At 50.7% G+C, this 21,724-nt stretch carries 13 protein-coding genes and 2 riboswitches; of the genes, 1 reads left to right on the top strand and 12 read right to left on the bottom strand.

Annotated features, from left to right (window positions below):
* Nucleotides 1-650: 650 nt before the first annotated feature.
* The 4 genes from metH to J7E21_RS14175 all read right to left on the bottom strand — a co-directional run bounded on the left by metH (nucleotide 651) and on the right by J7E21_RS14175 (nucleotide 9,207).
* Nucleotides 651-4,088: a methionine synthase gene (gene metH, locus J7E21_RS14160; protein ID WP_215108885.1), complete on the bottom strand. Its 3,438-nt coding sequence runs from the start codon at nucleotides 4,086-4,088 to the stop codon at nucleotides 651-653.
* Nucleotides 4,069-5,925 (bottom strand): bifunctional homocysteine S-methyltransferase/methylenetetrahydrofolate reductase, encoded by a 1,857-nt coding sequence (locus J7E21_RS14165; protein ID WP_251048020.1) that lies wholly within the window; start codon nucleotides 5,923-5,925, stop codon nucleotides 4,069-4,071. The genes metH and J7E21_RS14165 overlap by 20 nt, the downstream gene beginning before the upstream one ends.
* Before the next feature lie 107 nt (nucleotides 5,926-6,032).
* Nucleotides 6,033-6,135, bottom strand: a riboswitch (SAM riboswitch).
* Nucleotides 6,136-6,240: 105 nt separating this feature from the next.
* A complete protein-coding gene (locus J7E21_RS14170) occupies nucleotides 6,241-7,080 on the bottom strand; it encodes a DUF6920 family protein (protein WP_215108888.1) in 840 nt (279 codons plus the stop codon).
* Nucleotides 7,081-7,218: 138 nt separating this feature from the next.
* Nucleotides 7,219-9,207 carry an acyltransferase family protein gene (locus tag J7E21_RS14175; protein ID WP_215108890.1) on the bottom strand — a complete coding sequence of 663 codons (1,989 nt, stop codon included), beginning with the start codon at nucleotides 9,205-9,207 and terminating at the stop codon, nucleotides 7,219-7,221.
* A gap of 642 nt (nucleotides 9,208-9,849) precedes the next feature.
* On the opposite strand from J7E21_RS14175, the gene J7E21_RS14180 reads away from it, so the two are divergent.
* Nucleotides 9,850-11,034: an NAD(P)/FAD-dependent oxidoreductase gene (locus J7E21_RS14180; RefSeq protein ID WP_215108892.1), complete on the top strand. Its 1,185-nt coding sequence runs from the start codon at nucleotides 9,850-9,852 to the stop codon at nucleotides 11,032-11,034.
* A 93-nt stretch (nucleotides 11,035-11,127) separates the two neighbouring features.
* Here J7E21_RS14180 and J7E21_RS14185 read toward each other — a convergent pair whose 3' ends face one another.
* The 8 genes from J7E21_RS14185 to J7E21_RS14220 form a co-directional block, all read right to left on the bottom strand.
* Nucleotides 11,128-12,189 carry a copper resistance D family protein gene (locus tag J7E21_RS14185; RefSeq protein WP_215108893.1) on the bottom strand — a complete coding sequence of 354 codons (1,062 nt, stop codon included), beginning with the start codon at nucleotides 12,187-12,189 and terminating at the stop codon, nucleotides 11,128-11,130.
* Nucleotides 12,186-12,761, bottom strand: coding sequence for a copper resistance CopC family protein (locus tag J7E21_RS14190; protein WP_215108895.1), 576 nt, complete (start codon nucleotides 12,759-12,761; stop codon nucleotides 12,186-12,188). The genes J7E21_RS14185 and J7E21_RS14190 overlap by 4 nt, the downstream gene beginning before the upstream one ends.
* 188 nt (nucleotides 12,762-12,949) lie before the next feature.
* The gene (locus J7E21_RS14195) at nucleotides 12,950-14,464 is read right to left on the bottom strand and encodes a sodium:solute symporter family protein (RefSeq protein ID WP_215108897.1); all 1,515 of its coding nucleotides are present in this window, start codon (nucleotides 14,462-14,464) and stop codon (nucleotides 12,950-12,952) included.
* A 116-nt stretch (nucleotides 14,465-14,580) separates the two neighbouring features.
* Nucleotides 14,581-15,972 (bottom strand): LLM class flavin-dependent oxidoreductase, encoded by a 1,392-nt coding sequence (locus J7E21_RS14200; RefSeq protein WP_215108899.1) that lies wholly within the window; start codon nucleotides 15,970-15,972, stop codon nucleotides 14,581-14,583.
* Between the two features lie 118 nt (nucleotides 15,973-16,090).
* Nucleotides 16,091-16,200: riboswitch (SAM riboswitch) on the bottom strand.
* A gap of 330 nt (nucleotides 16,201-16,530) precedes the next feature.
* Nucleotides 16,531-17,628 carry an ABC transporter ATP-binding protein gene (locus tag J7E21_RS14205; RefSeq protein ID WP_215108901.1) on the bottom strand — a complete coding sequence of 366 codons (1,098 nt, stop codon included), beginning with the start codon at nucleotides 17,626-17,628 and terminating at the stop codon, nucleotides 16,531-16,533.
* Between the two features lie 32 nt (nucleotides 17,629-17,660).
* Nucleotides 17,661-19,946 (bottom strand): glycoside hydrolase family 65 protein, encoded by a 2,286-nt coding sequence (locus J7E21_RS14210; protein ID WP_215108903.1) that lies wholly within the window; start codon nucleotides 19,944-19,946, stop codon nucleotides 17,661-17,663.
* 33 nt (nucleotides 19,947-19,979) lie between these two features.
* Nucleotides 19,980-20,660 carry a beta-phosphoglucomutase gene (gene pgmB / locus J7E21_RS14215; RefSeq protein ID WP_215108905.1) on the bottom strand — a complete coding sequence of 227 codons (681 nt, stop codon included), beginning with the start codon at nucleotides 20,658-20,660 and terminating at the stop codon, nucleotides 19,980-19,982.
* Between the two features lie 26 nt (nucleotides 20,661-20,686).
* Complete coding sequence (locus J7E21_RS14220) at nucleotides 20,687-21,709, bottom strand: LacI family DNA-binding transcriptional regulator (protein ID WP_215108907.1); 1,023 nt, start codon at nucleotides 21,707-21,709, stop codon at nucleotides 20,687-20,689.
* Nucleotides 21,710-21,724 lie beyond the last annotated feature (15 nt).

Raw genomic sequence — 21,724 nt, forward strand, 5'->3', positions numbered from 1 at the left:
GCACCTCCTAATTTTCTCTATCTTAAATCATACCACTTGAGCGCATAGAAAAACGGACCGAGGTTCACCGGTCCGCTTCCAGAGAATTGAATAAGTCACAATCTTTTAGTTGAAAAAAGTTAGGAGCTTTATTGCTTACCAATCATCATTTAAATATGAAAGTGGTTTGTAAAAGTACATACTTAACGCTAGTAAAGTGGAAGCCGGCGACACGAGCCGAAGACCCTGTAGCAGCGTCAGCGACTGTGCCTGGGCAGCTAGACGCGACGTCCTGTCGCGCCAGCTGCATGAGCCACATCCTGTGGGCCCGAAAGCGTCCGGCTGGAACGGAACGAATAAGCGGATGAGGTTTCTCGGCAACCTAAAAACGGACCGAGAAATCTCCCAGTCCTCTTCTAGCTTGCTGAAAAAATTAATGACTTTCAGTTTCGGGCTAATTGAATAGACACTTCTATTAGTGAACCTTCAGAGTGGTTTGGAGAAGCGTCCACACGACGCCTGTGGCATAGCGAGACGACCGAGACCCCGCAAATGAGGAGGCTTGGGCGCGAGCCCACGGAAAGCGGGTGGTAAGCTTCGGAAAACCACGGTTAACTGGAATTTCTCGACACACTGAAAAACGGACCGGGAAAACTCCCGGTCCGTTTCCATTATTCCACATTAAAATAGCGGGCATCCGGATGGGCGAAAACAATCGCCGATACCGATGCCTCCGGGTCCATCATGAATTCTTCCGTCAAATGGACGCCGATGTCTTCCGGTTTGATAAGATTAAACAACTTCGCCTGATCTTCCAGATTCGGACAGGCTGGATAGCCGAAGGAAAAACGCTGCCCTTGGTATTTCGCCGCAAAGCGGTCGCGCATCGAGAAATCCGTGCCATCGGAAAAGCCCCATTGATCGCGGATTTCCTGGTGTATCCGCTCAGCAAAGCCTTCTGCGAGTTCGAGTGCCGTCGCCTGCAGCGTATGGCTCTCGAGGAAACGGCCCGCTTCTTTCAAGCGCGTCGCCTCTGCACGCACGCCGTGTCCCGCCGTTACTTGCATGAACGCGACATAATCCATTTCACCGCTCGCGGTCGATTTCAAGTAATCGGCGAGGCATAAGAACGGCGCTTTTTGCTGGCGCGGAAACGTGAAGCGTTCGATTTCCGTCTTGGCGTCTTTCGGGTCGTAGATGATGACGTCGTCGCCATCGGACTGCGCCGGGAAAAACTGGTACATCCCTGCCGGCTTCAAAAAGCCTGACTGAAGAAAGCGTGTCGCGAGTTCGTGCAATTCGACTGCGCGCGCATCGCCTTGTGCGAGCGTTTTTTCGCTATAGCCGCGCAGCCCGAGGTGATGGCCGATGAGCGTGCGCATATTGACGTACGGATACAAATGCGCCACCGAATAATCTTTTAGCACATGTCTGCGCAAATCGTTCGGCACGTAAATAGGCGCATCTTCGCGCACCGTCTTGACCGGTTTTTCCAAAGTGGCGACGGTGCCTTTTTCTGAGCGTGCCGCTTCCTGCAGCTGGCGCTTTTCCTGCTGGGCGCCGAGTTCTTCTAGCAATACCGCTTTTCCGGCACCGCTTTGCAGACGGTTTGCGAGGTCAAGCCCTTGCATCGCGTCTTTTGCGTAAATGACCGGGCCGTCGTATTCCGCAGCGATTTTCGTCTCAGTGAAGCGGCGCGACAAGGCCGCTCCACCTACAAGGATCGGCACATCGATATCCGCTTCGCGGAAATCCTGCGCCGTCAGCACCATCTGCTTGGCGGATTTGACGAGCAGTCCCGACAAGCCGATGATGTCCGGCTTCTCTTTGCGGATAACTTCGATCAATGCCGCCGGCGTCACTTTGATGCCGATGTCGATCACTTTAAAGCCATTGTTCGACAAGATGATATCGACCAAGTTTTTGCCGATGTCGTGGACGTCGCCTTTGACGGTCGCGAGCACCACTTTGCCTTTGCCGCTATCGTCCGCTTTTTTCTCCATGAAGTTCTCCAAATGCGACACGGCTGCTTTCATGACGCCGGCGCTTTGCAGCACTTCCGCGACGATCAATTGGTTGTCGTTGAACAATCTTCCGACTTCCGCCATGCCTTCCATGAGCGGGCCGTTGATGATCTCCAGCGGGGTGTCGTACATTTCCCGTGCTAGTTCGAGATCCGGAATGAGCCCTTCTTTCGTGCCTTCAAGAATATAATAGGCCAAACGTTCCGGCACGGTTTTCGGAATATCGTCCACCGTTTTTTCTTTTTTCTTGTCGCGGTAGAAGGCTGTGAAGTCAGCCAAGTTTTTGTCGGTCGTATCGAACAATAATTCTTCCGCCATTTTCACTTCTTCTTTCGGAATCGAGGCGAAGCGTTCCAGCTTCTCGGTATTGACGATTGCATAATCGAGCCCGGCTTGTGTGCAATGGTATAAATACACAGCGTTCAGCACTTCACGGCCGACCGGCGGCAAGCCGAACGATACGTTCGAAACGCCGAGTATGGTCAATGCTCGCGGCAACTTTTCCTTGATGAGGCGGATGCCTTCGACCGTTTCGACAGCCGCTCCGATGTATTGCTCATCCCCTGTTCCGACCGGGAAGACGAGCGGATCGAAGATGATGTCTTCCGGTGCGAGCCCCCATTTTTCCGTCAGCAATCGGTATGAACGCTCCGCGATTTCGAGTTTGCGCTCGCGCGTCACGGCCATGCCGACTTCATCGATTGTTCCGACGACGACAGCGCCCCCATATTTTTGGACGAGCGGCATGACCGCCTCGAACCGCTCTTCGCCATCTTCCAAGTTGATCGAATTGATGATCGCTTTTCCTTGTGAAAACTTGAGCGCCATTTCGATGACCTCTTCATCGGTGGAATCGATGACGATCGGCACTTTCACTTTTTTCACGACTTCCTGCATGAATGCAGCCATGTCGTCGAGTTCTTCACGGTCCGGATTCGCCAGGCAAATGTCGATGACGTGTGCACCGTTCTTCACTTGCGCTCGTGCAACTTCCGCCGCTTCTTCGAACTTTCCTTCTATAATAAGGCGTTTGAATTTGCGTGAACCGATAACGTTCGTGCGCTCCCCGACAAACAGCGGGCGCATCGATTCGTCGTACTCAAGCACTTCGATACCGGATACTGCATGTCCGTGGCTTTCCGTATGGCGCTTACGCGGTTCGATATCAACAACCGCTTGCCTTACTGCCGCAATATGGGCAGGCGTTGTACCGCAGCAGCCGCCGACAACATTGAGCCAACCTTTTTCAGCGAAGCCGCGCAGTTTTTTCGACAAGGATTCCGGCGTCTCGTGGTAATGCCCTTCCTCATCCGGCAGTCCAGCGTTTGGATAGCAGCTGACATAGCCTGCCGACAGTTCAGAAAGCGACCGCAAATGATCGGTCATGAATTCAGGCCCGGTCGCACAATTCAAGCCGACAGATAACGGCTTGATGTGTTCGATGGAAATATAGAACGCTTCGATCGTCTGTCCGGCGAGCGTCGTCCCCATCGGTTCGATCGTTCCGGAAATCATCACCGGCAGTTCTATACCGGTTTCTTCGAAGGCATCGCGAATCGCGATCGTCGCCGCTTTGACGTTGAGCATGTCCTGGCTGGTCTCGAGCAGCAACAGATCGGCCCCTGCTTCGATCAAAGCTTTCGCCTGCACCCCGAAATCACGCTTCAATTCATCGAACGTGATGCCGCCTGTCACCGACAAAGTTTTTGTCGTCGGCCCAATCGCCCCTGCGACAAAGCGCGGCCATTCCGGCGTCGAGTATTTCGCCTTGCTCCGCTTGGCGATTTCCACCGCTTTTTTATTGATGTCAGCTGCCTGGTCTCCGAGATCGTATTCGTCAAGCACGACGGGCGTTCCGCCGAATGTATTCGTGCAGATGATGTCAGCGCCTGCTTCAAGGTATGCGTCGTGCACGCCTTCGATGACGTCTGGCCGGACAATATTCAAGTATTCGTTGCAGCCGTCAAATTCCTCTCCGCCGAAATCTTCCGGTGACAAATCCGCGTTCTGGATCATCGTTCCCATTGCACCGTCGATGATCAAAATGCGCTGTTCTAGCTGTTGTTCAATTAGATGTTTTGACATATTGGCCATCGCTCGCTTTCTCTATATCTAGTTGGCGGATGTAGCGGATCAATTCCACCGTCATGTCGTAGCGGACAAACGGCGTGATCAAATAAATTCCGTGGAACAATTCCGCCGCCGTATCAATCAGTTCTTTGGCGATTTGGATGCCTTCTTTGGTCGCTTTGTCTTTATCTTCGCCGCATGCGCTCATGCGTGCCAGCGCATCTTCCGATAGTTTGATGCCCGGCACTTCATTATGCAGAAAGTCCGCGCTGCGTATGCTCGTCAGAGGCATGACTCCAAGGAAAATCGGCGTTTCCAAATGCTTTGTCGCCTCATAGATTTCAATGATTTTCTCTTTCGTATACACCGGCTGCGAAATGAAATAATCCGCCCCCGCTTCGATTTTCTTCTCGAGCCTTGCGACTGCACGCTCGACGACGCGGACGTTCGGGTTGAACGCTGCGGCGACCGAGAAGTTCGCTTTTTTGCGCAACGGCTTGCCGGAGAAGGAAATCCCTTCGTTGAGCTTTTTGATGAGCTGGATCAATTCCATGCTCGATACGTCGTAGACGCTTGTCGCGCCGGGGAAATCGCCGACTTTTGTCGGGTCTCCGGTCACGGCGAGAATGTCGTGGATGCCGAGTGCGTCAAGCCCCATTATATGCGATTGCAGGCCGATCAAGTTGCGGTCACGGCATGTAATGTGCGCAAGAGGTCTGACGTCTTGCTTGTGTTTTAAAATCGAGCCCATCGCCATATTGCTGATGCGCGGCGAGGCAAGCGAATTGTCCGCCATCGTCAGTGCATCGATGCCTTCTGCGTCGAGTGCTTTCGAGCCTTCGAGGAATTTATCGATGTCCAAATGGCGCGGCGTGTCGAGTTCGACGATGATCGTCCGCTCGGTTTTCGCTTTTTCGTGCAAAGGTTTGTCTTTCAACACTTCCGCTTCCCGGATGACGATCGGCCTTTTCTTTTCGACTGTCTTTTCGGTCACCGGCACCATATGGCCGATGCGCTTTTTCACCGCTTCGATATGTTTCGGCGTCGTGCCGCAACAGCCACCGATTAGGCGTACGCCTTCTTCGCGAAGCAGCAGTGCTGCACGCCCGAAATAATCTGCTTCCGATTCATAAACGATGCGCCCGTCTTCAATGTCTAAGAGTGAGGCGTTCGGATACGCCGATAAAAACGCTTTTTTCGGCAGTTCCACTCCTTCAAATGCCTGTATCGTATGGTGCGGGCCTAAACGGCAATTGACGCCGACGATTTCTGCACCGAGCGCTTCCAAACGGTGCAATCCTTCATTCAAGCTCATGCCATTTTGCAAAATGCCCGGTTCGTGCATCGACAGCTGTGCGATGAGCGGTGCATCGGTTAAAGTTTTCAAGTGGCTGACGGTGGCGGCGAGTTCTTCAAAATCGTAGTAGGTCTCGAGCAACAAGCCGTCCGGATCACCCGACAATAAGTGCTGCGCTTGCTGATCGACCATCGCGATGATTTCGTTCAAAGTCGCATCGCTTTTGCGGATGCCGCGGATGCCGCCGATCGTGCCGACGACGAATTGCCCGCCGTCCTTTGCAGCTTTGTTGGCGATGGTGATGGCCGCTTTATTGATCAACTCGACTTGTTCTTCGAGGCCGTAGCGCGCCAGTTTATGGGCATTCGCTCCGTAAGTGTTCGTTTGGATAATATCCGCCCCGGCAGCGATATAATCGCGGTGGATCTTTTCGATCACTTCCGGGCGCTGTATGTTCAATTCCTCATTGCAGTATTCAATGCCGTAAGAGTACAAAAGTGTTCCCATGGCCCCGTCTGCCGTCAGCATCCGTTTGTTCAGTTCATCTAATAACATGGTTTGTCCTCCTCCGGTTTGGTTTCTGCCTGTTGTCAAAATGCATCGATATGAAATAAAAAAAGCCTTCCATGAAAAAGAAGGCTTTACGATATCGGACTCGTTCCTTTTCATCTGCCAGGCTTGCGCCTGCTGGAATTAGCACCTGACCAATGAAGGCTGGTTGCTGAAGCGTCATCGGGCCAGTCCCTCGACTTCTCTAGATAAGAATTCGCTATGCAATTTTCAGTATTCCCACATGATACCCCCTAGAGCGATAAGGGTCAAGGCGATTAGTCAAAAAACAATGAACTTTCTGTCACATTTCCGCTATCGTCACCATGAGGCTGGCACGCGCGGATTGATTTCGGCATCTTCCACCGTAAATTTATACCAGGTGAACGGCCGGCCATCGAGTAGCCATGTAATATCGGCGCGCAGCGGAATTTCAATGCCGTCGACGTGCTGCCATTCGTGCACTTCGGCAATGCACGGCAAGCGCACCGCCTCTTCATCAACTTCTTTGTAGCGCATCGCCCGCGCGCGTTTCATGCGCCCTTCCTCGTCGAACTCAAACGTCACTTTAGCTGTCGACCCGTTATAGGTCATTTCCGCATCCACGGAGCGCGCGCTGCTTTTCGTAAACTTCACGTACGGGCTGAACACCAGTCCCGGACACCACACCATTTCCATCAAAAACCGCTGCAGCGCCGACTCGTTCAGCTTGCCATCCGGCACCGACCGGCTGATCGGCACGAGTCCTGCAAAACGGATGCGCATGCCCGCACGCCCGTCACGGAAACTGTCAGAACCGGTCACCGACAAGCCGTCCATTTTCATCCGCGCTTTCCAGTAAAACGACGGCGGCTCGACAAAGCTATATTGCTCTGCTTTAGACTCCGCCCACTCCGTCTGTTCGGGCTTGGTCTTCATCCAGCCCGTTTGTTTGACGTACACACCCATCACTTGCTCGCGGCCAATCGCCCCGATTTTTCCGAGCCACTGCGCAACCGGCTCTGGCAGATTGTCCACCATCTCCTGCGTCACGGCTCCGGCGTGCCGGACTTCCGGCCACGTCGGCTTCACCGCCCGCGTCAAACTTTTGTATTTCCGATAAGCTCCAAATGCGCCAACCATACTAAGCGATAACCCAAGAACCGGCCAAATGCGTTTCATGTGTCATACCCCTTTCCGTTTCGACTGCGCTTTCCACAAATCTTTCCTGCCTATAGTTTTCGACACAGGAAGGCTTTTCCCTGCCGCAACGCAGCAATAGAAAACGCCTCCGCTAGTTGCTAACGAAGGCGTTCAGGATTATGAAGGGTCTTGCAAAGCCGGTTCGAGCTGTTCTTTCAATGCCGGCCCTAAAGTTTTGGAATAAAGCGTCGTCAAATGGTGGTGATCGCGGTAGACGAGCACGTTGCCGACGACCGGTGAACAAGTGGTGCCTGTACAGAAATATTCGGACATGTCGGCAAACGATACATTACTCGATATGCCATCCGTATTTTCCCACGGCACGACATCGGATAAAGCCTCACTGCGCTCTACCGAACAATTGGCGATGCTCAACTTGTCGAGGCAAAGCGTCGGGTCGACCTTCATGCGAGGATTATCACGCACGGCGAATATATCAGCAACTCCTTCAAAGCGTTGCCATTTCTCGATATACCCTCCTGGTACGGTATCCCCTTTATCCACCGTGGCGGTCGTAAAGATCATATCCGGCGGTTCTTCCATCAAATGTTCTTCCAGGTTATCGTTCCATTCCATGCATGATTCGGTCAGCAACTCATCAAAATCATCTGCGGTAAAGCGACACGCATCTTTAATGTAGACGTCGATGCGCATATTCAATTCTTCCGCGATTTCTTCTAGCGCCGGGAACCAATGCCCCGAATGCGAACCGCCGACAAGCGCCACAACATGTTCAGGGTTTTCCGTCACGCCGAATGAACAGTCTTTGAGATCTGTGCTTGTGCCGCCGTTTGTCGTGCAGTCATCCGCGCCGTAAAACGTCGGCAAGTCTTCTTTTGCTGTCAGGAAATCCGGCTGAATGTCCGCTCCGCGTGTCGGCTGAATACCTTCTGACACGGCGCGGGCGCCTGGATTATCTTCCGTCGTAAAGCTTCCGCCTGTGCTTGCTTGGACAAATGCGCCCCACGACAAGCCGACTAAAAGCGCCGGCAACATCAAAGTCATGAGCACTGTCGACAAACGCTTTTTCGACTTTTTGACCGGCAACTGCCTCACCGGCGCTTCAACGAGCCGGATGGAGACAATCGACAATACGAAGGTCAGCGCCAAAATGCCCAAGCCGCCAAGGGTGGAAACCGTTTCGGTGTTGAAATACGCATAATAGAAAACGAGCAACGGCCAGTGCCATAAATAAAAGCCATAGGAAATGCTGCCGAAATATTGGAACGGCTTCGAACCGAGCAATTTTTGCACGCCGAATGCCTGGCCATTTTCAGCTGCGATGATGACCAAGATCACCCCACCGGTCGGAAGCAAGGCCGCAAATCCAGGGAATACAGTAGATACCGGCAGCACCATTCCGGTGAAGGCGATAACTGCAAGCCCCACCCACCCCATGATGAGATGGGCGCGGCCTGAAAACTTCAAATAAGGCAGCAATAACGCCAATATTCCGCCGAGGCTGAATTCCCAGACGCGTGCGAACGTATCGAAATAGGCCCATGGCTGATTGACCGCAGTAATATAAACCGAATAGCTGAGCGAAGCGATAAAAATAGTCGATAGCACAGCCAGCAAGGTTTTGCGCACCGGCGTCTTCAATATTTTCGTCGCGAATAAATAAACGAGCGTGATGATGATCGGCCATGTCACATAAAACTGGCCTTGAATCGACAGCGCCCAGAAATGCTGAAACGGGCTCGCCTCATTGTTTTGCCCCAAATAATCGACTGCGCTATTCGCCAGCTGCCAGTTCTGGAAATAAAACATCGACGAAAACAATTCCGCAATCGTCTGGCGCCATGTACTCATAGGCAACAAGAAAATCGAAACTACTGCGGATATCGCCATCACCGTAAACGCCAGGGGAAACAACCGTTTTGCGAGCCCCAATAAATTTTCTATATAATTGATGCGGCCATCCCGCACAATCCGTGACAAAAGAGATGTCGTAATCAAATACCCCGAGACGATGAAGAAAACATCGACCCCGCCTGAAACCGAACCGATCCAAATATGATAAACTGCCACTAAAAGAGCTGCGACCGCGCGGACTCCTTCCAACTCCGGCCGAAAACGCTTTTCGGGCAAACGCAAATCAGTCATTTGCCATACCTCGCCATTCTTTAGTTTTGTGATAATCAAAGTCCGAAAGCATTATTTCATGCTGTATAAGTTGAACTAGAGAAATATCAGTGAATTACTACTTATTCCTATACGATGATAATTTGCAGACTAAGAAATAGACATGGAGCAAAACAGCGCAGACTCCTTGGGGAGCAGAAACGGAGGAGGTTTTCCAACTCCGTTCAGCGCGAGCCCCAGGAAATGAATAAGCGAAGGGAAGCTAAGCTTATTCATTTCCGATGCTCGAACGCAGTGAGAGTAGAGCAAAGCTTTTTTCGCAGCTGTTTTGCGGAATATCGTTGGCAGTGGACTCTTATATACGAAATTATTCGTTCAACTTATAATAGAAAGAAAATTTTCAAATTGTCAAAATCCATTCCTTGCCACTCTCAAGTGTAACGTAATGAAATATAAGTCTCAATAGTATATCCGATAGTCGAAATATTCTTATCGGCTTTAATCAAATCTTTTTGACAAATCCTCAATTTACTATAAAGTTATAATATATAGAAATTTCTGATAACAGGAGGCGATCTATGAATTCGACGCCCGGTTAATGGACAGCACAGCCTATAAGTTTTTGCCACGGGAATTACCTACTATTATGAATGGGGTGAACAGATGAATATCCACCAAGTTGTTATTGTTGGCGGCGGGACGGCCGGCATTACGGTCGCCGCCAGATTGAAGCGTTTAATCAGCCATTTGGATATCGCCATTATCGAACCGTCCAAAAACCATTATTACCAGCCGATCTGGACACTCGTCGGCGGCGGCGTTTTCGACAAAAGCGTCTCCAAGCACGCTGAAGCCGAACTGATTCCAAAAGGCGTCAAATGGTATCAGGAAGCAGCCGACCAGTTCCAGCCCGAAAATAACCTTGTCATCATGAAAGACGGAACGGAAATCCACTATAAATATTTGGTCGTCTGCCCTGGCATTCAGCTCGATTGGAATAAAATCGAAGGGCTCGAAGGTAATGTCGGCAAATACGGCATTTGCAGCAATTACTCGTATGACCATGTCGATTATACATGGGAAACAATCCGCAATTTCAAAGGCGGACGCGCCATTTTCACCCACCCGAATTCGCCGATCAAATGCGGCGGCGCACCACAGAAAATTATGTATTTAGCAGAAGAAGCCTTCCGCAACCAGGGCGTCCGAGACAAGTCGGAAGTCGTCTTCGAAACGGCGAATCCGACGATCTTCGCAGTCAAAAAATACGCCGATACATTGAACGAAATCGTTAAAGAACGCGATATCCACGTCAATTACCGCAAAGACCTGGTCAAAATTGACGGCCCGAACAAAAAAGCGACGTTCAAAGATTTGAATACGAATGAAGAAGAAACGCTCGATTATGAGATGATCCATGTGGTGCCGTATATGAGCGCACCGGAATTCATCAAAAAGAGCCCTTTGGCTGATGCTGCCGGCTGGGTCGAGGTCGATGCGTTCACTTTACAGCATAAACGCTATGACAATGTATTCGGACTGGGCGATGCGTCAAGTGTGCCGACGTCCAAAACAGGCGCGGCGGTCCGGAAACAAGCGCCTGTCGTCGTCTCGAATTTGTATGCCTTGTTGAAAGACAAAAAGCCGTGGCGCAAATACGACGGCTATACCTCTTGCCCGCTCGTCACCGGCTATCACTCGCTCATCATGGCTGAATTCAAATACGATAATGTCCCTTCTGAAACGTTCCCGTTCGATCAAAGCAAAGAACGCCGGAGCATGTATCTTATGAAGAAATACGGACTTCCCGCAATGTACTGGCAAGGCATGATGAAAGGCCGGATGTAACCCTAAGCTGAAAACGGAGATTTCCGTTTTCAGCTTTTTTGTGCTTCCATTCCCACGAAAAAAAGCTTCGCCGCTAATCGGCGAAGCTTTTTTTCAAAATAGAAAACTGAACATCAAGCCGATATACATCGCGGCGACAAATCCAATTCCGAAAACGAATGCGAGCCATTCCGGCAATTGTTTGCGGTAGCTGAGCCACTGCAAGCCGAGACATAATAGGCTGATCCCCATCAATAAAAATCCGTCGATATTCGGTGTCCATACGGCATTTATCGGGATATACTGCGGCCCGACCAGCCATTCCGAAAACGGGGCCACGCCTTCTAAGCGGAAGGTTTCGTTGACGTTATGCGGGGGCGCCAGTTTGCTCATAAACGCCGTGATCAACAGCACGAGCAATAAGAGCCAGCTCTCCACTTTGAGCCACGCCCGGTTCGGCGCATCCCCCTTGGATAAAATCGCATTGATCAAAGCTGCGAGCAACAGCGGCACGACGCTCAAATGCTTGAGCAATAATAATTGCCCGTACGGCAGCACCCATGAACTCGCGTAATCTGTTGGTGCAACAAAGAACAGCATGAGCCAAATTCCTGTGCCGACCAAGACAACCATCATCGCCACGGAAAATGGCGTAAACCAGCGGAGAAATGATCGCCAATTATCAGCGCTTTTCAAAAACCACGCGATATGGATGAGCACACCCGCCCATAACACGAGCGCAAGAAAATGGATCGTGTGGCCGATAAAGCCTTGCCACTCGGCAATCGATGCCGCGTGGCTCGCATAGCCGACGTTCACTACGCTGAGCACAAGCCAAAACGCCCTTACGGCTGCAGAACCGCCGCGCCACACTGTCATAAACCACGCGACCGCGATCAAGATGCCGAACACATAGCTCTGGCCAGTGCGGAATTTTACCACGACATCAATGGCTGCTTGCGGCAAACCATATGCGTCGGACAGCAACAGCACAAGCTGAATGACCGGTGCAGCCAGTAAAACCGGCACGAGTGCGAGTGCGATAAGCACTAGCTTTTTCGATACTCTAATGAGCGGCTTTCGCTCTTTTTTGATAAAGCGCAGTACGACGTCCCCTGCCAAAAATGCCAATACGGCATAAAGCAGGAAATCCGACAGCGCAATGAACCAGTTCATCGTTTCTTACGCATCAATATGACTGCACCGATCAGCAGCACAATTGCGAGCCCAGCAATGATGAGCGTCGTATTGCTTCCGGACTGTTCTGCAGGAGCTGCCTGTTCACTTGCCGCAGCTTCTTCGGTCACTTCCGATTCCACCTCGGACTCTTCCGCAGCTGCCTCATCTGTAACTTCTTGTTCCGCTGCTTGGTCTTCTGCTTCTTCGGCTGCTTGTTCAGTCACGCCGGTTTCCAACTCAAACGCAAGCGTCCCTTCAATCGGGTGGCCATCTTCACTCAGTACGGCATATTCCACAATATACGAACCATCAAACAACTCTTGCGCCGGCGTGCCGATCAATTGATCGTCCATCACTGCCACTTCACTAAAGTCGACCGCTTCGCCGTCTGCCGTCATGCTCATCGTGCTGCCTTGCTCGATCCCGGCACTGAAATCCAGCGCAATCTTCTCGATTTGCTTTGTCACGACAGCTCCTTCGGCCGGAATGGACGCTTCAAGTACCGAATGCGCCTGGGCTGACGTCGGCAAAACGAGTAATGCACTAAGTAATAATAATGTTTTTTTCACTTGATAATTCCTTCTTTCTCACTGGATCATATTCGCTGGCGAATGCGCTTATACCGCCAATCGCTCTTTTCAGCCTATTGGATTTCATTATAAGAAACAAGAGCAGTGAACTTGGAATTTTGAAGTTTTCCTGAAACTTGGGAGGGAAGGCAAAAAGCTCCGAATGGCTTCGGAGCTTTTTGATGAACTCACAATCCCCTCACAGCTTCCTGCGCCATTCTTTCCCGCTTCTTCAGCGCTTCAGCAAGCAGACTAACCGAAATCATCGACCCGAAACCGAGGATGGAACTGAAGAACATCGCTTGAAAGACGTGCTCGATGATGCCGGTGCCAGTCAAAATCATATAGCAGCCTGCCCCGCTAACAACGGATGCGATGGCGCCGGATTTGTTGGCGTGCTTCCAGATATAGCCGAGGCTAATCGGCGCTGCGATGCCGCTGATGATGGCGGATGTGCCGAAGTTGGTCAACAGCGCCAAGGATTCCGGGCGGTTCATCGACATATACAGCGACAGCAGCCCGATAAAGACGAGTGAGATTTTCGATGCTTTCAGCACTTTGCCGTCGAGTTCCTGTTCCGTTAAGTTTTTATTTTTATACAGAACCGGAACGGCCAGCACTTTGAACAAATCGTTGCCGATGCTGTTAGTGATACCGAGATATAAGCTGTCGGTCGTCGACAAGATTGCCGAGATCAGCCCCATGACGAGAAGCGCGACGATGACGACCGGGAATGCTTCCATGATATACGCCGGAATGGCGCTGTCCGCAGAAGCGAGTCCCGGCAAGATGATACGAGCAGCAAGTCCTGCAAATACCGAGAAGATCGACAGCGTAAACAATGAAATGCCGGCGGACAAAGTGAATGTCCGGAGGTCTTCTTCTTTTTCGACCGTCAGCACTTTGTTCATCAAATGCGGCAGCAGGACGAATGAAAACAACAGCCACTGTATGCTCAAAACCGCAAAGCCGCTATAGAACGGCCCGCCTGTCGACAGTGGTGCGACGAGCGCCGGGTCGATTGCACGGAGTTCCGACTGCAGCGTACCGAGCACATTCCAGCCGCCGCCGATCGTCCAAAGTAACGAAACGAATAATAGAATCGACACCGCCCCCATCGTGATGCCTTGGATGCCGTCGCTGACAATCTGTGCAAACGCACCACCAAGGCTCACATAGACGACCGTAATGAAGACGCCGATTGCGATGCCCCATAAATAGGGGATGCCGATGACCGTCTCGAACATCGTCGCCAGCCCGACGTTTTGACCGACGATATAATAGACATTGAATAACACTAACAGCGCGACGAGTACTTGCAATACTTTGCTGTTGTAGCGGTTGCCGAGCCACTGCGGCACCGTCAAGCTGCCGCCATTTTTCTGGCCGTAGCGCCAAAAGGTTTTTGTGAACAGCAGCAGCCCGAGCCATGTGACCCCGAAGCAGCCGATTGTATACCACAGCGTCGACAACCCGTATGTATAAGCCCAGCCCGGCACACCGAGGAATAAATTGGCGCTCGCATAGGAAGCGCCAAAACTGACACCGACGATCGCGGGACTGACTTTTCCTCTAGCGATTGCGAAGCCTTTCATCGAACCGCTATGGACCGCTCCTTTTTTCCCGAGCCAGGTCGTGAAGGCGAAATAGCCGACGAGCATTACGATGATCAGCGGCAAGAGCCAAGCAGTTTCATCACGCATTGCGCTCGCCTCCTTTAGTTTTCGGTTTCGGGTACAATTTGTTCCATAAAGTCAGCCCCGCTATCCAGAAGACAACGACGCCGATCCAGTAAGCTGTCAGCATACCCATTCCTCCTTTATTTCCCGACTACTTCATGCAAATCCTTGAAGCGGATGCCCGGGTGATCTTCTTTCAAATGCGCTTGGTTCGTTCCAGAGACTTTTTCGCGGTATGTGCCTTCCGTGTATTCTGTTTGGACAAGTCCGCGCTCCTGCAGCACCGGAATGACCAGTTCGACAAAGTCTTCGAAACTGCCGGGTGCCAGTGTGTAAGCCAAGTTAAAGCCGTCGACGCCGGTCTCATCTCTCCAGCGCTCGACTTCATCTGCCACTTGTTCCGGCGTTCCGACCGCGACCGGCCCTCTTCCGCCAATGCCGACAAACGTGGCCAGCTCGCCGATTGTCCATTTGCGGTCCGGGTCCGCGCGTGTGAACACTTCGACCGCTGACTGCATCGAATTGCTTTGGATATATTCCAGCGTGTCATCCGGCTCGTATCCGGAGAAATCGATGCCTGTCCAGCCGCTGAGCAGCGCCAGTGCCCCTTCGTAGCTGACGTAGCTTTTCAGTTCTTCGTATTTCGCCTGCGCTTCTTGTTCGGTCTTGCCGACGATCGCGGTGAATGTCGTATAGACGAGCACATCTTCCGGATTGCGGCCGTTCGCACGTATGCGTTCGCGCAATGCGTCGACGCCTTTTTTCACGACCGGAATCGTCGGCCCTGCAGTAAAAACGGATTCGGCGTGCTGTGCCGCAAATTCCCGGCCGCGCGGCGATGCGCCTGCTTGGAACAACACCGGCGTGCGCTGCGGTGACGGTTCCGCTAAATGGGCTCCCGGCACTTTAAAGTATTTGCCTTCGTGGCGGATGTCGTGGACCTTCGACGGGTCGGTATACACTCTCGACTGTTTGTCGCGGACGACCGCGCCGTCTTCCCAGCTGCCTTCCCATAATTTATAGCAGACATCCAAATACTCCGCCGCAAATTCATAGCGTTCGTCGTGGCTCATCTGGTCTTCCAGGCCGATATTGAGTGCTGCGCTTTTCAAGTAGGAAGTGACCACGTTCCAGCCGATGCGCCCTTTCGTCAAATGGTCGAGAGTCGACATGCGCCGCGCGAACGTGTACGGATGTTCATGGCTCACGGACGCCGTCACCCCGAAACTCAAATGCTTTGTCACCGACGACATGAGCGGCACGACCAATAATGGATCGTTGACCGGTGTCTGCACCGCATTGCGGAGCGCCGCATCACGCGTGCCGCCATAGACGTCATATGTGCCTAATACATCTGCTAGGAACACCGCATCAAACTTCCCTTTTTCCAACAGCTTCGCGAGTTCGATCCAGTATTCGCTGTCCTTGTACGTATGCGACCGGTCGTCCTCGTGGAGCCATAATCCCGGCGACTGATGTCCACCTGCACACACCATCTCAAAAGCATTCAAATAAATTCGTTTTTTCGTCATCGTCTTGTTCCTCCTCCTGAAAATCGGTAATTTACGCAGCCCTCAGGTGAAAATAAAAATAGCCCTCTTTTCTCATCAAACGAGAAAAGAGGGCTATCTGAATTTGGACGGGTCCGCTCTCTTATCTCCCAAGGAATTGAATCCTTGCTGGAAGTAGCACCTTCCTGATACATATCAGGGGTTGCTGAAGCGTCAACGGGCCAGTCCCTCGGCTTCTCTGGATAAGATTATTAAATTAATCCCTATCTTATTACTAAGGAATCAAGAAGTCAACCAAATATTTAAAAAACTTTTGATATTTTAAGTGGCAACTTATAGCTTTTCTGTCGATATTCCACAAAACCGCTGCGCTTTCCTGTGGGCGAGCGCCAAGCCTCCTCAGTCGCTCCGCTCCCTGCGGGGTCTCGTCTGTCTCGCTTTCCCACGGGAGTCTCCTCGGTTTTTCTCCATTTTCCGAAGTGTTAAACTGTTTATAATTCACTTAATCAATGAATACTAAAAAAGCGCTAATTTCCAATTTAGGAAATTAGCGCTTTTTTCAATAAATGTTGACTCAAATCATTTAATCCGCAATTCCGAATCTTTATCAAAGAAATGCACTTTGTTCATATCGAATGCCATGTCGATCGTCTCGCCGGCTTGGACGCTGAAACGGGCATCGACGCGGGCAACGAAATTCTGATTGTCGACGGCCGAGTATAGAACGATTTCTGCCCCCATCAATTCTGCAACTTCAATGTCCGCACGGATTTTCGTATGCGGGGAATGATCGATAAACACCGGCTCGTCGTGGATGTCTTCCGGACGGATGCCGAGCACCACTTCCTTGCCGTCATAATCCTGAGCGCGCAGCATTTTCAGCTTGCCTTCAGGGACCAGCACGCTGACCTCGCCCATGATAAATTGGTTGCCTTCAAGACGGCCATTCAGGAAGTTCATCGCTGGCGACCCAATAAAGCCGCCGACGAATATATTGTCCGGTTCGTCGTATACTTCTTTCGGCGAACCGACTTGCTGGATAAACCCGTCTTTCATGACAACTAGGCGTGTCGCCATGGTCATCGCTTCTGTCTGGTCGTGCGTGACATACACTGTCGTCGTCTGCAGACGGCGGTGCAGCTTCTGGATTTCCGTCCGCATTTGGACGCGCAGCTTGGCATCCAAGTTGGACAAAGGCTCATCCATGAGGAATACTTTAGCGTCGCGGACAATCGCGCGCCCTAAAGCGACACGCTGGCGCTGGCCGCCCGACAATGCTTTCGGCTTGCGTGTCAAAAATTCTTCCAAACCGAGGATGTTCGCCGCATTTTCCACACGCGTCTTAATGTCTGCTTTTTTCATTTTGCTCAGTTTCAAGCTGAACGCCATATTGTCATAGACGTTCATATGTGGGTATAGGGCGTAGTTCTGGAAAACCATGGCGATGCCGCGGTCTTTCGGAGACACGTCATTGACTCGCTTGTCACCGATGTAGAGGTCGCCTTCCGTAATTTCTTCAAGCCCGGCGATCATCCGCAGCGTCGTCGATTTCCCGCATCCGGACGGGCCGACCAATACGAGGAATTCCTTATCCCGGATTTCCAAGTTGAAGTCTTGCACAGACACGACGCCTTTATCGTATACCTTTTTAACGTTCTTTAAAGTTAAACTGCTCATTAAATGCCCTCCCGCAATAGTTATTTACTGGCCTACACCGTGGCTTCTAGAACGATCAATTCTTTTCCGCTTTCCACAAACAACGCTTCCCCGTTATGGGTAAAGCTCAGGCCTTCCCCTTCGACGAGTGTGTAGATGGTCGCTTCACGCGTCTTGTGGACTTTCAGCACTCTCGCTCGGTAGCGCAGATGAAACTTGAACGAATTCCATTCTGACGGCAGCACCGGAGACAGCGACAGTCCATTTTCCTTGAGCCGGAGCCCTGCAAATCCATAAACGATTCCGAGCCATGTGCCGCCCATATTGGCCATGTGCAAGCCGTCTTTTGTGTTTTTGTGTGTGTTTTCCAAATCCAACAGGGCGGTTTCGTTGAAATAGCTATAGGCTTTTTCCGAATAGCCGAGTTTTGACGCCATGATGCTGTGGACACAAGATGACAAGGAAGAATCGTGTGTTGTGATTTCCTCGTAATAATCATAGGAATTTTTAATCGTTTGCACGTCCTGTTCGTCTTCGAGCAGAAAATGCGCCAACACCGTATCGGCTTGCTTTAATACTTGGTGACGGTACAAAGTTAACGGGTGGTAGTGAAGCAATAATGGAAACTTCTCGCGAGGCGTTTTCTTCATGTCCCATCTGGATTTTTGTAGGAAGCTGTCGTCTTGCGCGTTGATTTCCAAAATTTCATCGTACGGCAAATACATGTTTTCGCCGGCGCTCTTCCAACCTTCCACTTCCGTTTCGGTCAACTCCAGCCGGCTCGTCAATTGCCTCAAATGGTCGCCGTCTTGTTCTTCGAGCATGCGGTAGACTTTTGCCGCCCACAGTAAATTATGCTTGGCCATGACATTCGTATAATAATTATTGTTGACGATGCACGTGTACTCATCCGGTCCTGTCACATCGTCTATGCGGAACTGGCCGTTTTGCATATGGCCGGTGTCTTCCCATAAACGCGCCGTCTCAAACAACACTTCCGCCATGTAGTTTTTCAGGAACGCTTGATCTTTCGTCGCCAAATAAAATTGGATATAGCTGTACGCAATGTCTGCGCTGATGTGGTATTGAGCAGTTCCAGCTGGGAAAAATGCTGAGCTTTCCGTTCCGGTAATGGTGCGCCAAGGGAATAAGGCGCCTTTTTCATGGCCCAATTCCTTAGCGCGCTCTTTTGCATGGCCCAATGTCGAATAGCGGTGCAGCAATAAGTTTTTCGCGATTTCCGGATTGGTCATTAAAAATACCGGGAAAATGTAGATTTCCGTGTCCCAGAAATAATGCCCTTCGTATCCTTCGCCCGATAAGCCTTTCGCTGCAATATTGCTCGCTGTGTCTTTCCCGACCGATTGCAGCAATTGATACAAGTTGAAGCGGATGCCTTCTTGCACACGCTGGTCGCCTTCGATCTCGACGTCCGATATGGCCCAGTAATTATCCATGTATGTTTTTTGTTCCGCCAGCAACTGTTCAAAGCTGTTGTCGTGAACGCGGTGCAGCAGGACCTTTCCTTCGTCGATCAAGTCTTCGCCGTGGCGCAATGTATCTGTGAAGATATTAAGCTTAGTGAAATGGATCGCGCCGTCACCTTCGCACAGATACGTTTCTTCGATAGCGGAATCGCTCAGCTGGCTGGTGTATTCATAGCTTTCCGCTTGCAGGTTGGAAGACGAAATGCACGCCACTTCCAGATTTGTCACATAAGTCGTATCTTTGACGATTGCGAACGAGGCTTCCTGGCTCACTTCGGTTACGCGCAGCCGTTTTGCATGGCCCGACGCTACACGCGGGTCTTCTTTGTCGACATAGTTGGCAACATCCCCGTTGATGGTAGAGACGATTTTCACCGTACCGACCGGCGTAATGGTCTCGACTTTAATGTCGAGCGCAAATAATTCTCTTGTGGCAAAGGAAACGATCCGCCTGAAATGGATTCTTACTTCTTTGCCTCCAGGCGATACCCAGTGAACGTAACGTTCTGCGAATCCTGCATCCATGTGCAAATTGCGTTCAAACGCCAGCACTTCCCCTTCGAATAACGAAAAACGTTCATCGTCCAAATAAATTTCGACGGACTGAGCATCGATGACATTCAATAGCTTTTGCTGTGTTTCCGGGAACCCGTACAATTTCTCTCCGTAACTGATTTCCGTTTCGTCATGAAACGCATTAATGTATGTACCGCGGATTGATTTAAATCCTTCGGTGTAGCCTTCTTCAAAATTCCCTCTGACCCCCAAATACCCGTTTCCTAAAGACAACAGGCTTTCGTTGGTCAATAAATTCTCGTTATCCAAATCATATTTCGTTAATTTCCAGCTCATGTATGCCCCTCCTTTCCCGTTTTTCGTTTTACTTTAAGCTTTATACTTGTCGTGGAATCGTTGGATGATGTCTTCAAAAATCAATTCTTTCGTGTCGTTCACCCGGTAATGGGCGTGCGCCAGGTGAGCTTCATCTCCGACAGCGACCGAGAACATATTCGCTTTGTTTATCGCTTCGACTCCCGCAGCCGCATCTTCAATCCCGATGCAATTTTCGTAAATGATTCCAAGGGCATCTGCAGCTGTAGTGAAAGTTTCAGGATCTGGCTTGCCTTTTTGTACTTGTGCGGCATCCACTACGCAATCGAAATAATGGCTGAGACCCAGTTTCTCCAAAATGATTGGCGCGTTTTTGCTGGCAGAGCCAAGGGCTATCTTTATATTCGCTTTTCTATTTTCCTGTAGTAAAGCCGTTATCCCCGGCAAGATATGGTCCGGATTAATCGCTTCGATCAACTCCAGGTAATAGCCGTTTTTCCGTGTGGCGAGCTCAAGTTTTCCTTCATATGATAAGGACATAGACGAAGAGTCCAGCGCGAGAATCCGGTCGAGGGAATCCATACGGCTGATTCCTTTGAGCTGTTCGTTGAAGTGCCGGTCAATCGTGATGCCGAGTTCTTCGGCGAGTTTTTTCCACGCCAAAAAGTGGAATTCCGCCGTATCGGTAATGACGCCATCGAGATCGTAAATAATAAGTTCTGGGGAGTGTGCCATGAAGTTAAGTCCTTTCTGTCTAGCAATCAAGTACTTGCTAATGTTTTTACGCTGTCCCGTTCGATCAGCTGATGCTCAACCCAAACATCTTGCTGTTTGTTTTTATGCTCTTTAATATCTTGAAGCAATTGCGCCGCAGTTCTGCCGATTTCGACAAAATCCTGGCGAATTGTCGTCAGCGCAGGCTGTGTATAGCTGCTGAACACCAAATCGTCGAATCCGGTAATCGAAATATCTTCCGGTATTTGCAATCCCGCTTCTTTGATCGCTTTCATCACGCCGATTGCCATCAAATCGCTAAAGCAAAGAAATGCCGTCGGCTGATGTTCCTGCAAATACGCTTTTGCGAGCGCATAGGCTTTGTCTTCAGAAAAGCCCGCGTCCAGTACATCGACATCATCCAACTCCATGCCATATGCATGCAGCGCTTGTTCCACGCCTTTTATCCGTTCTTTGTTGACGTGGGTTTCGGCGGTGCCCGCGATAATGGCGATGGCGCGATGGTTTTTCGCGAGCAAGTACGCAGCGATTTCCTTGCTAGCTTTTGCGTTGTCGATGGACACCGTTCCGATCAGTGCATTTGACGTGTCGTTCATAATATCCAGCACGACACACGGCAGGCTCGTATCGATCAATTCCTTGTAATACTGATCATCCGTCCGAATGCCCTGCAAAATAGCGCCGCCGATATTGCGCTCGCGGCAGTACTGGACATAGCTTTGCTGTTTCTGCTTCTGGGAATCGATAAGGTAGATAGATAACTCAAAGCGGCTTTCCGAGATGGCCTGGTACACCCCTTTGAATATATCGAACGCATTATTGTCTTTTTCGTTGTCATTGAGCACGCCCGAGGAAATCAACCCAAACGTCATCTGCTTTTTTGAAGACAAGTTTTTCGCATTGATATTCGGTGAATAGTTCAATTCGCTCGCTACAGCCAATACGCGCTGGCGGGTTTCTTCTTTGACATCTTTGTAATTATTGAATGATTTTGAAACGACACTGACAGATACATTCGCTTTTTTCGCCACATCTTTGATCGTCGCCACGTCTGGATTCACTTC

It is taken from the genome of Planococcus sp. ISL-109 (genome assembly GCF_018613655.1).
Taxonomy (GTDB): Bacteria; Bacillota; Bacilli; order Bacillales_A; family Planococcaceae; genus Planococcus.

What these genes read in the sequence shown, in the direction of transcription:
- J7E21_RS14210 (WP_215108903.1), bottom strand. Translation starts at nt 19,946, where the DNA reads ATGAGCTGGAAATTAACGAAATATGATTTGGATAACGAGAATTTATTG.
- J7E21_RS14175 (WP_215108890.1), bottom strand. Translation starts at nt 9,207, where the DNA reads ATGACTGATTTGCGTTTGCCCGAAAAGCGTTTTCGGCCGGAGTTGGAA.
- J7E21_RS14200 (WP_215108899.1), bottom strand. Translation starts at nt 15,972, where the DNA reads ATGACGAAAAAACGAATTTATTTGAATGCTTTTGAGATGGTGTGTGCA.
- J7E21_RS14165 (WP_251048020.1), bottom strand. Translation starts at nt 5,925, where the DNA reads ATGTTATTAGATGAACTGAACAAACGGATGCTGACGGCAGACGGGGCC.
- J7E21_RS14195 (WP_215108897.1), bottom strand. Translation starts at nt 14,464, where the DNA reads ATGCGTGATGAAACTGCTTGGCTCTTGCCGCTGATCATCGTAATGCTC.
- pgmB (WP_215108905.1), bottom strand. Translation starts at nt 20,660, where the DNA reads ATGGCACACTCCCCAGAACTTATTATTTACGATCTCGATGGCGTCATT.
- metH (WP_215108885.1), bottom strand. Translation starts at nt 4,088, where the DNA reads ATGTCAAAACATCTAATTGAACAACAGCTAGAACAGCGCATTTTGATC.
- J7E21_RS14170 (WP_215108888.1), bottom strand. Translation starts at nt 7,080, where the DNA reads ATGAAACGCATTTGGCCGGTTCTTGGGTTATCGCTTAGTATGGTTGGC.
- J7E21_RS14185 (WP_215108893.1), bottom strand. Translation starts at nt 12,189, where the DNA reads ATGAACTGGTTCATTGCGCTGTCGGATTTCCTGCTTTATGCCGTATTG.
- J7E21_RS14180 (WP_215108892.1), top strand. Translation starts at nt 9,850, where the DNA reads ATGAATATCCACCAAGTTGTTATTGTTGGCGGCGGGACGGCCGGCATT.
- J7E21_RS14205 (WP_215108901.1), bottom strand. Translation starts at nt 17,628, where the DNA reads ATGAGCAGTTTAACTTTAAAGAACGTTAAAAAGGTATACGATAAAGGC.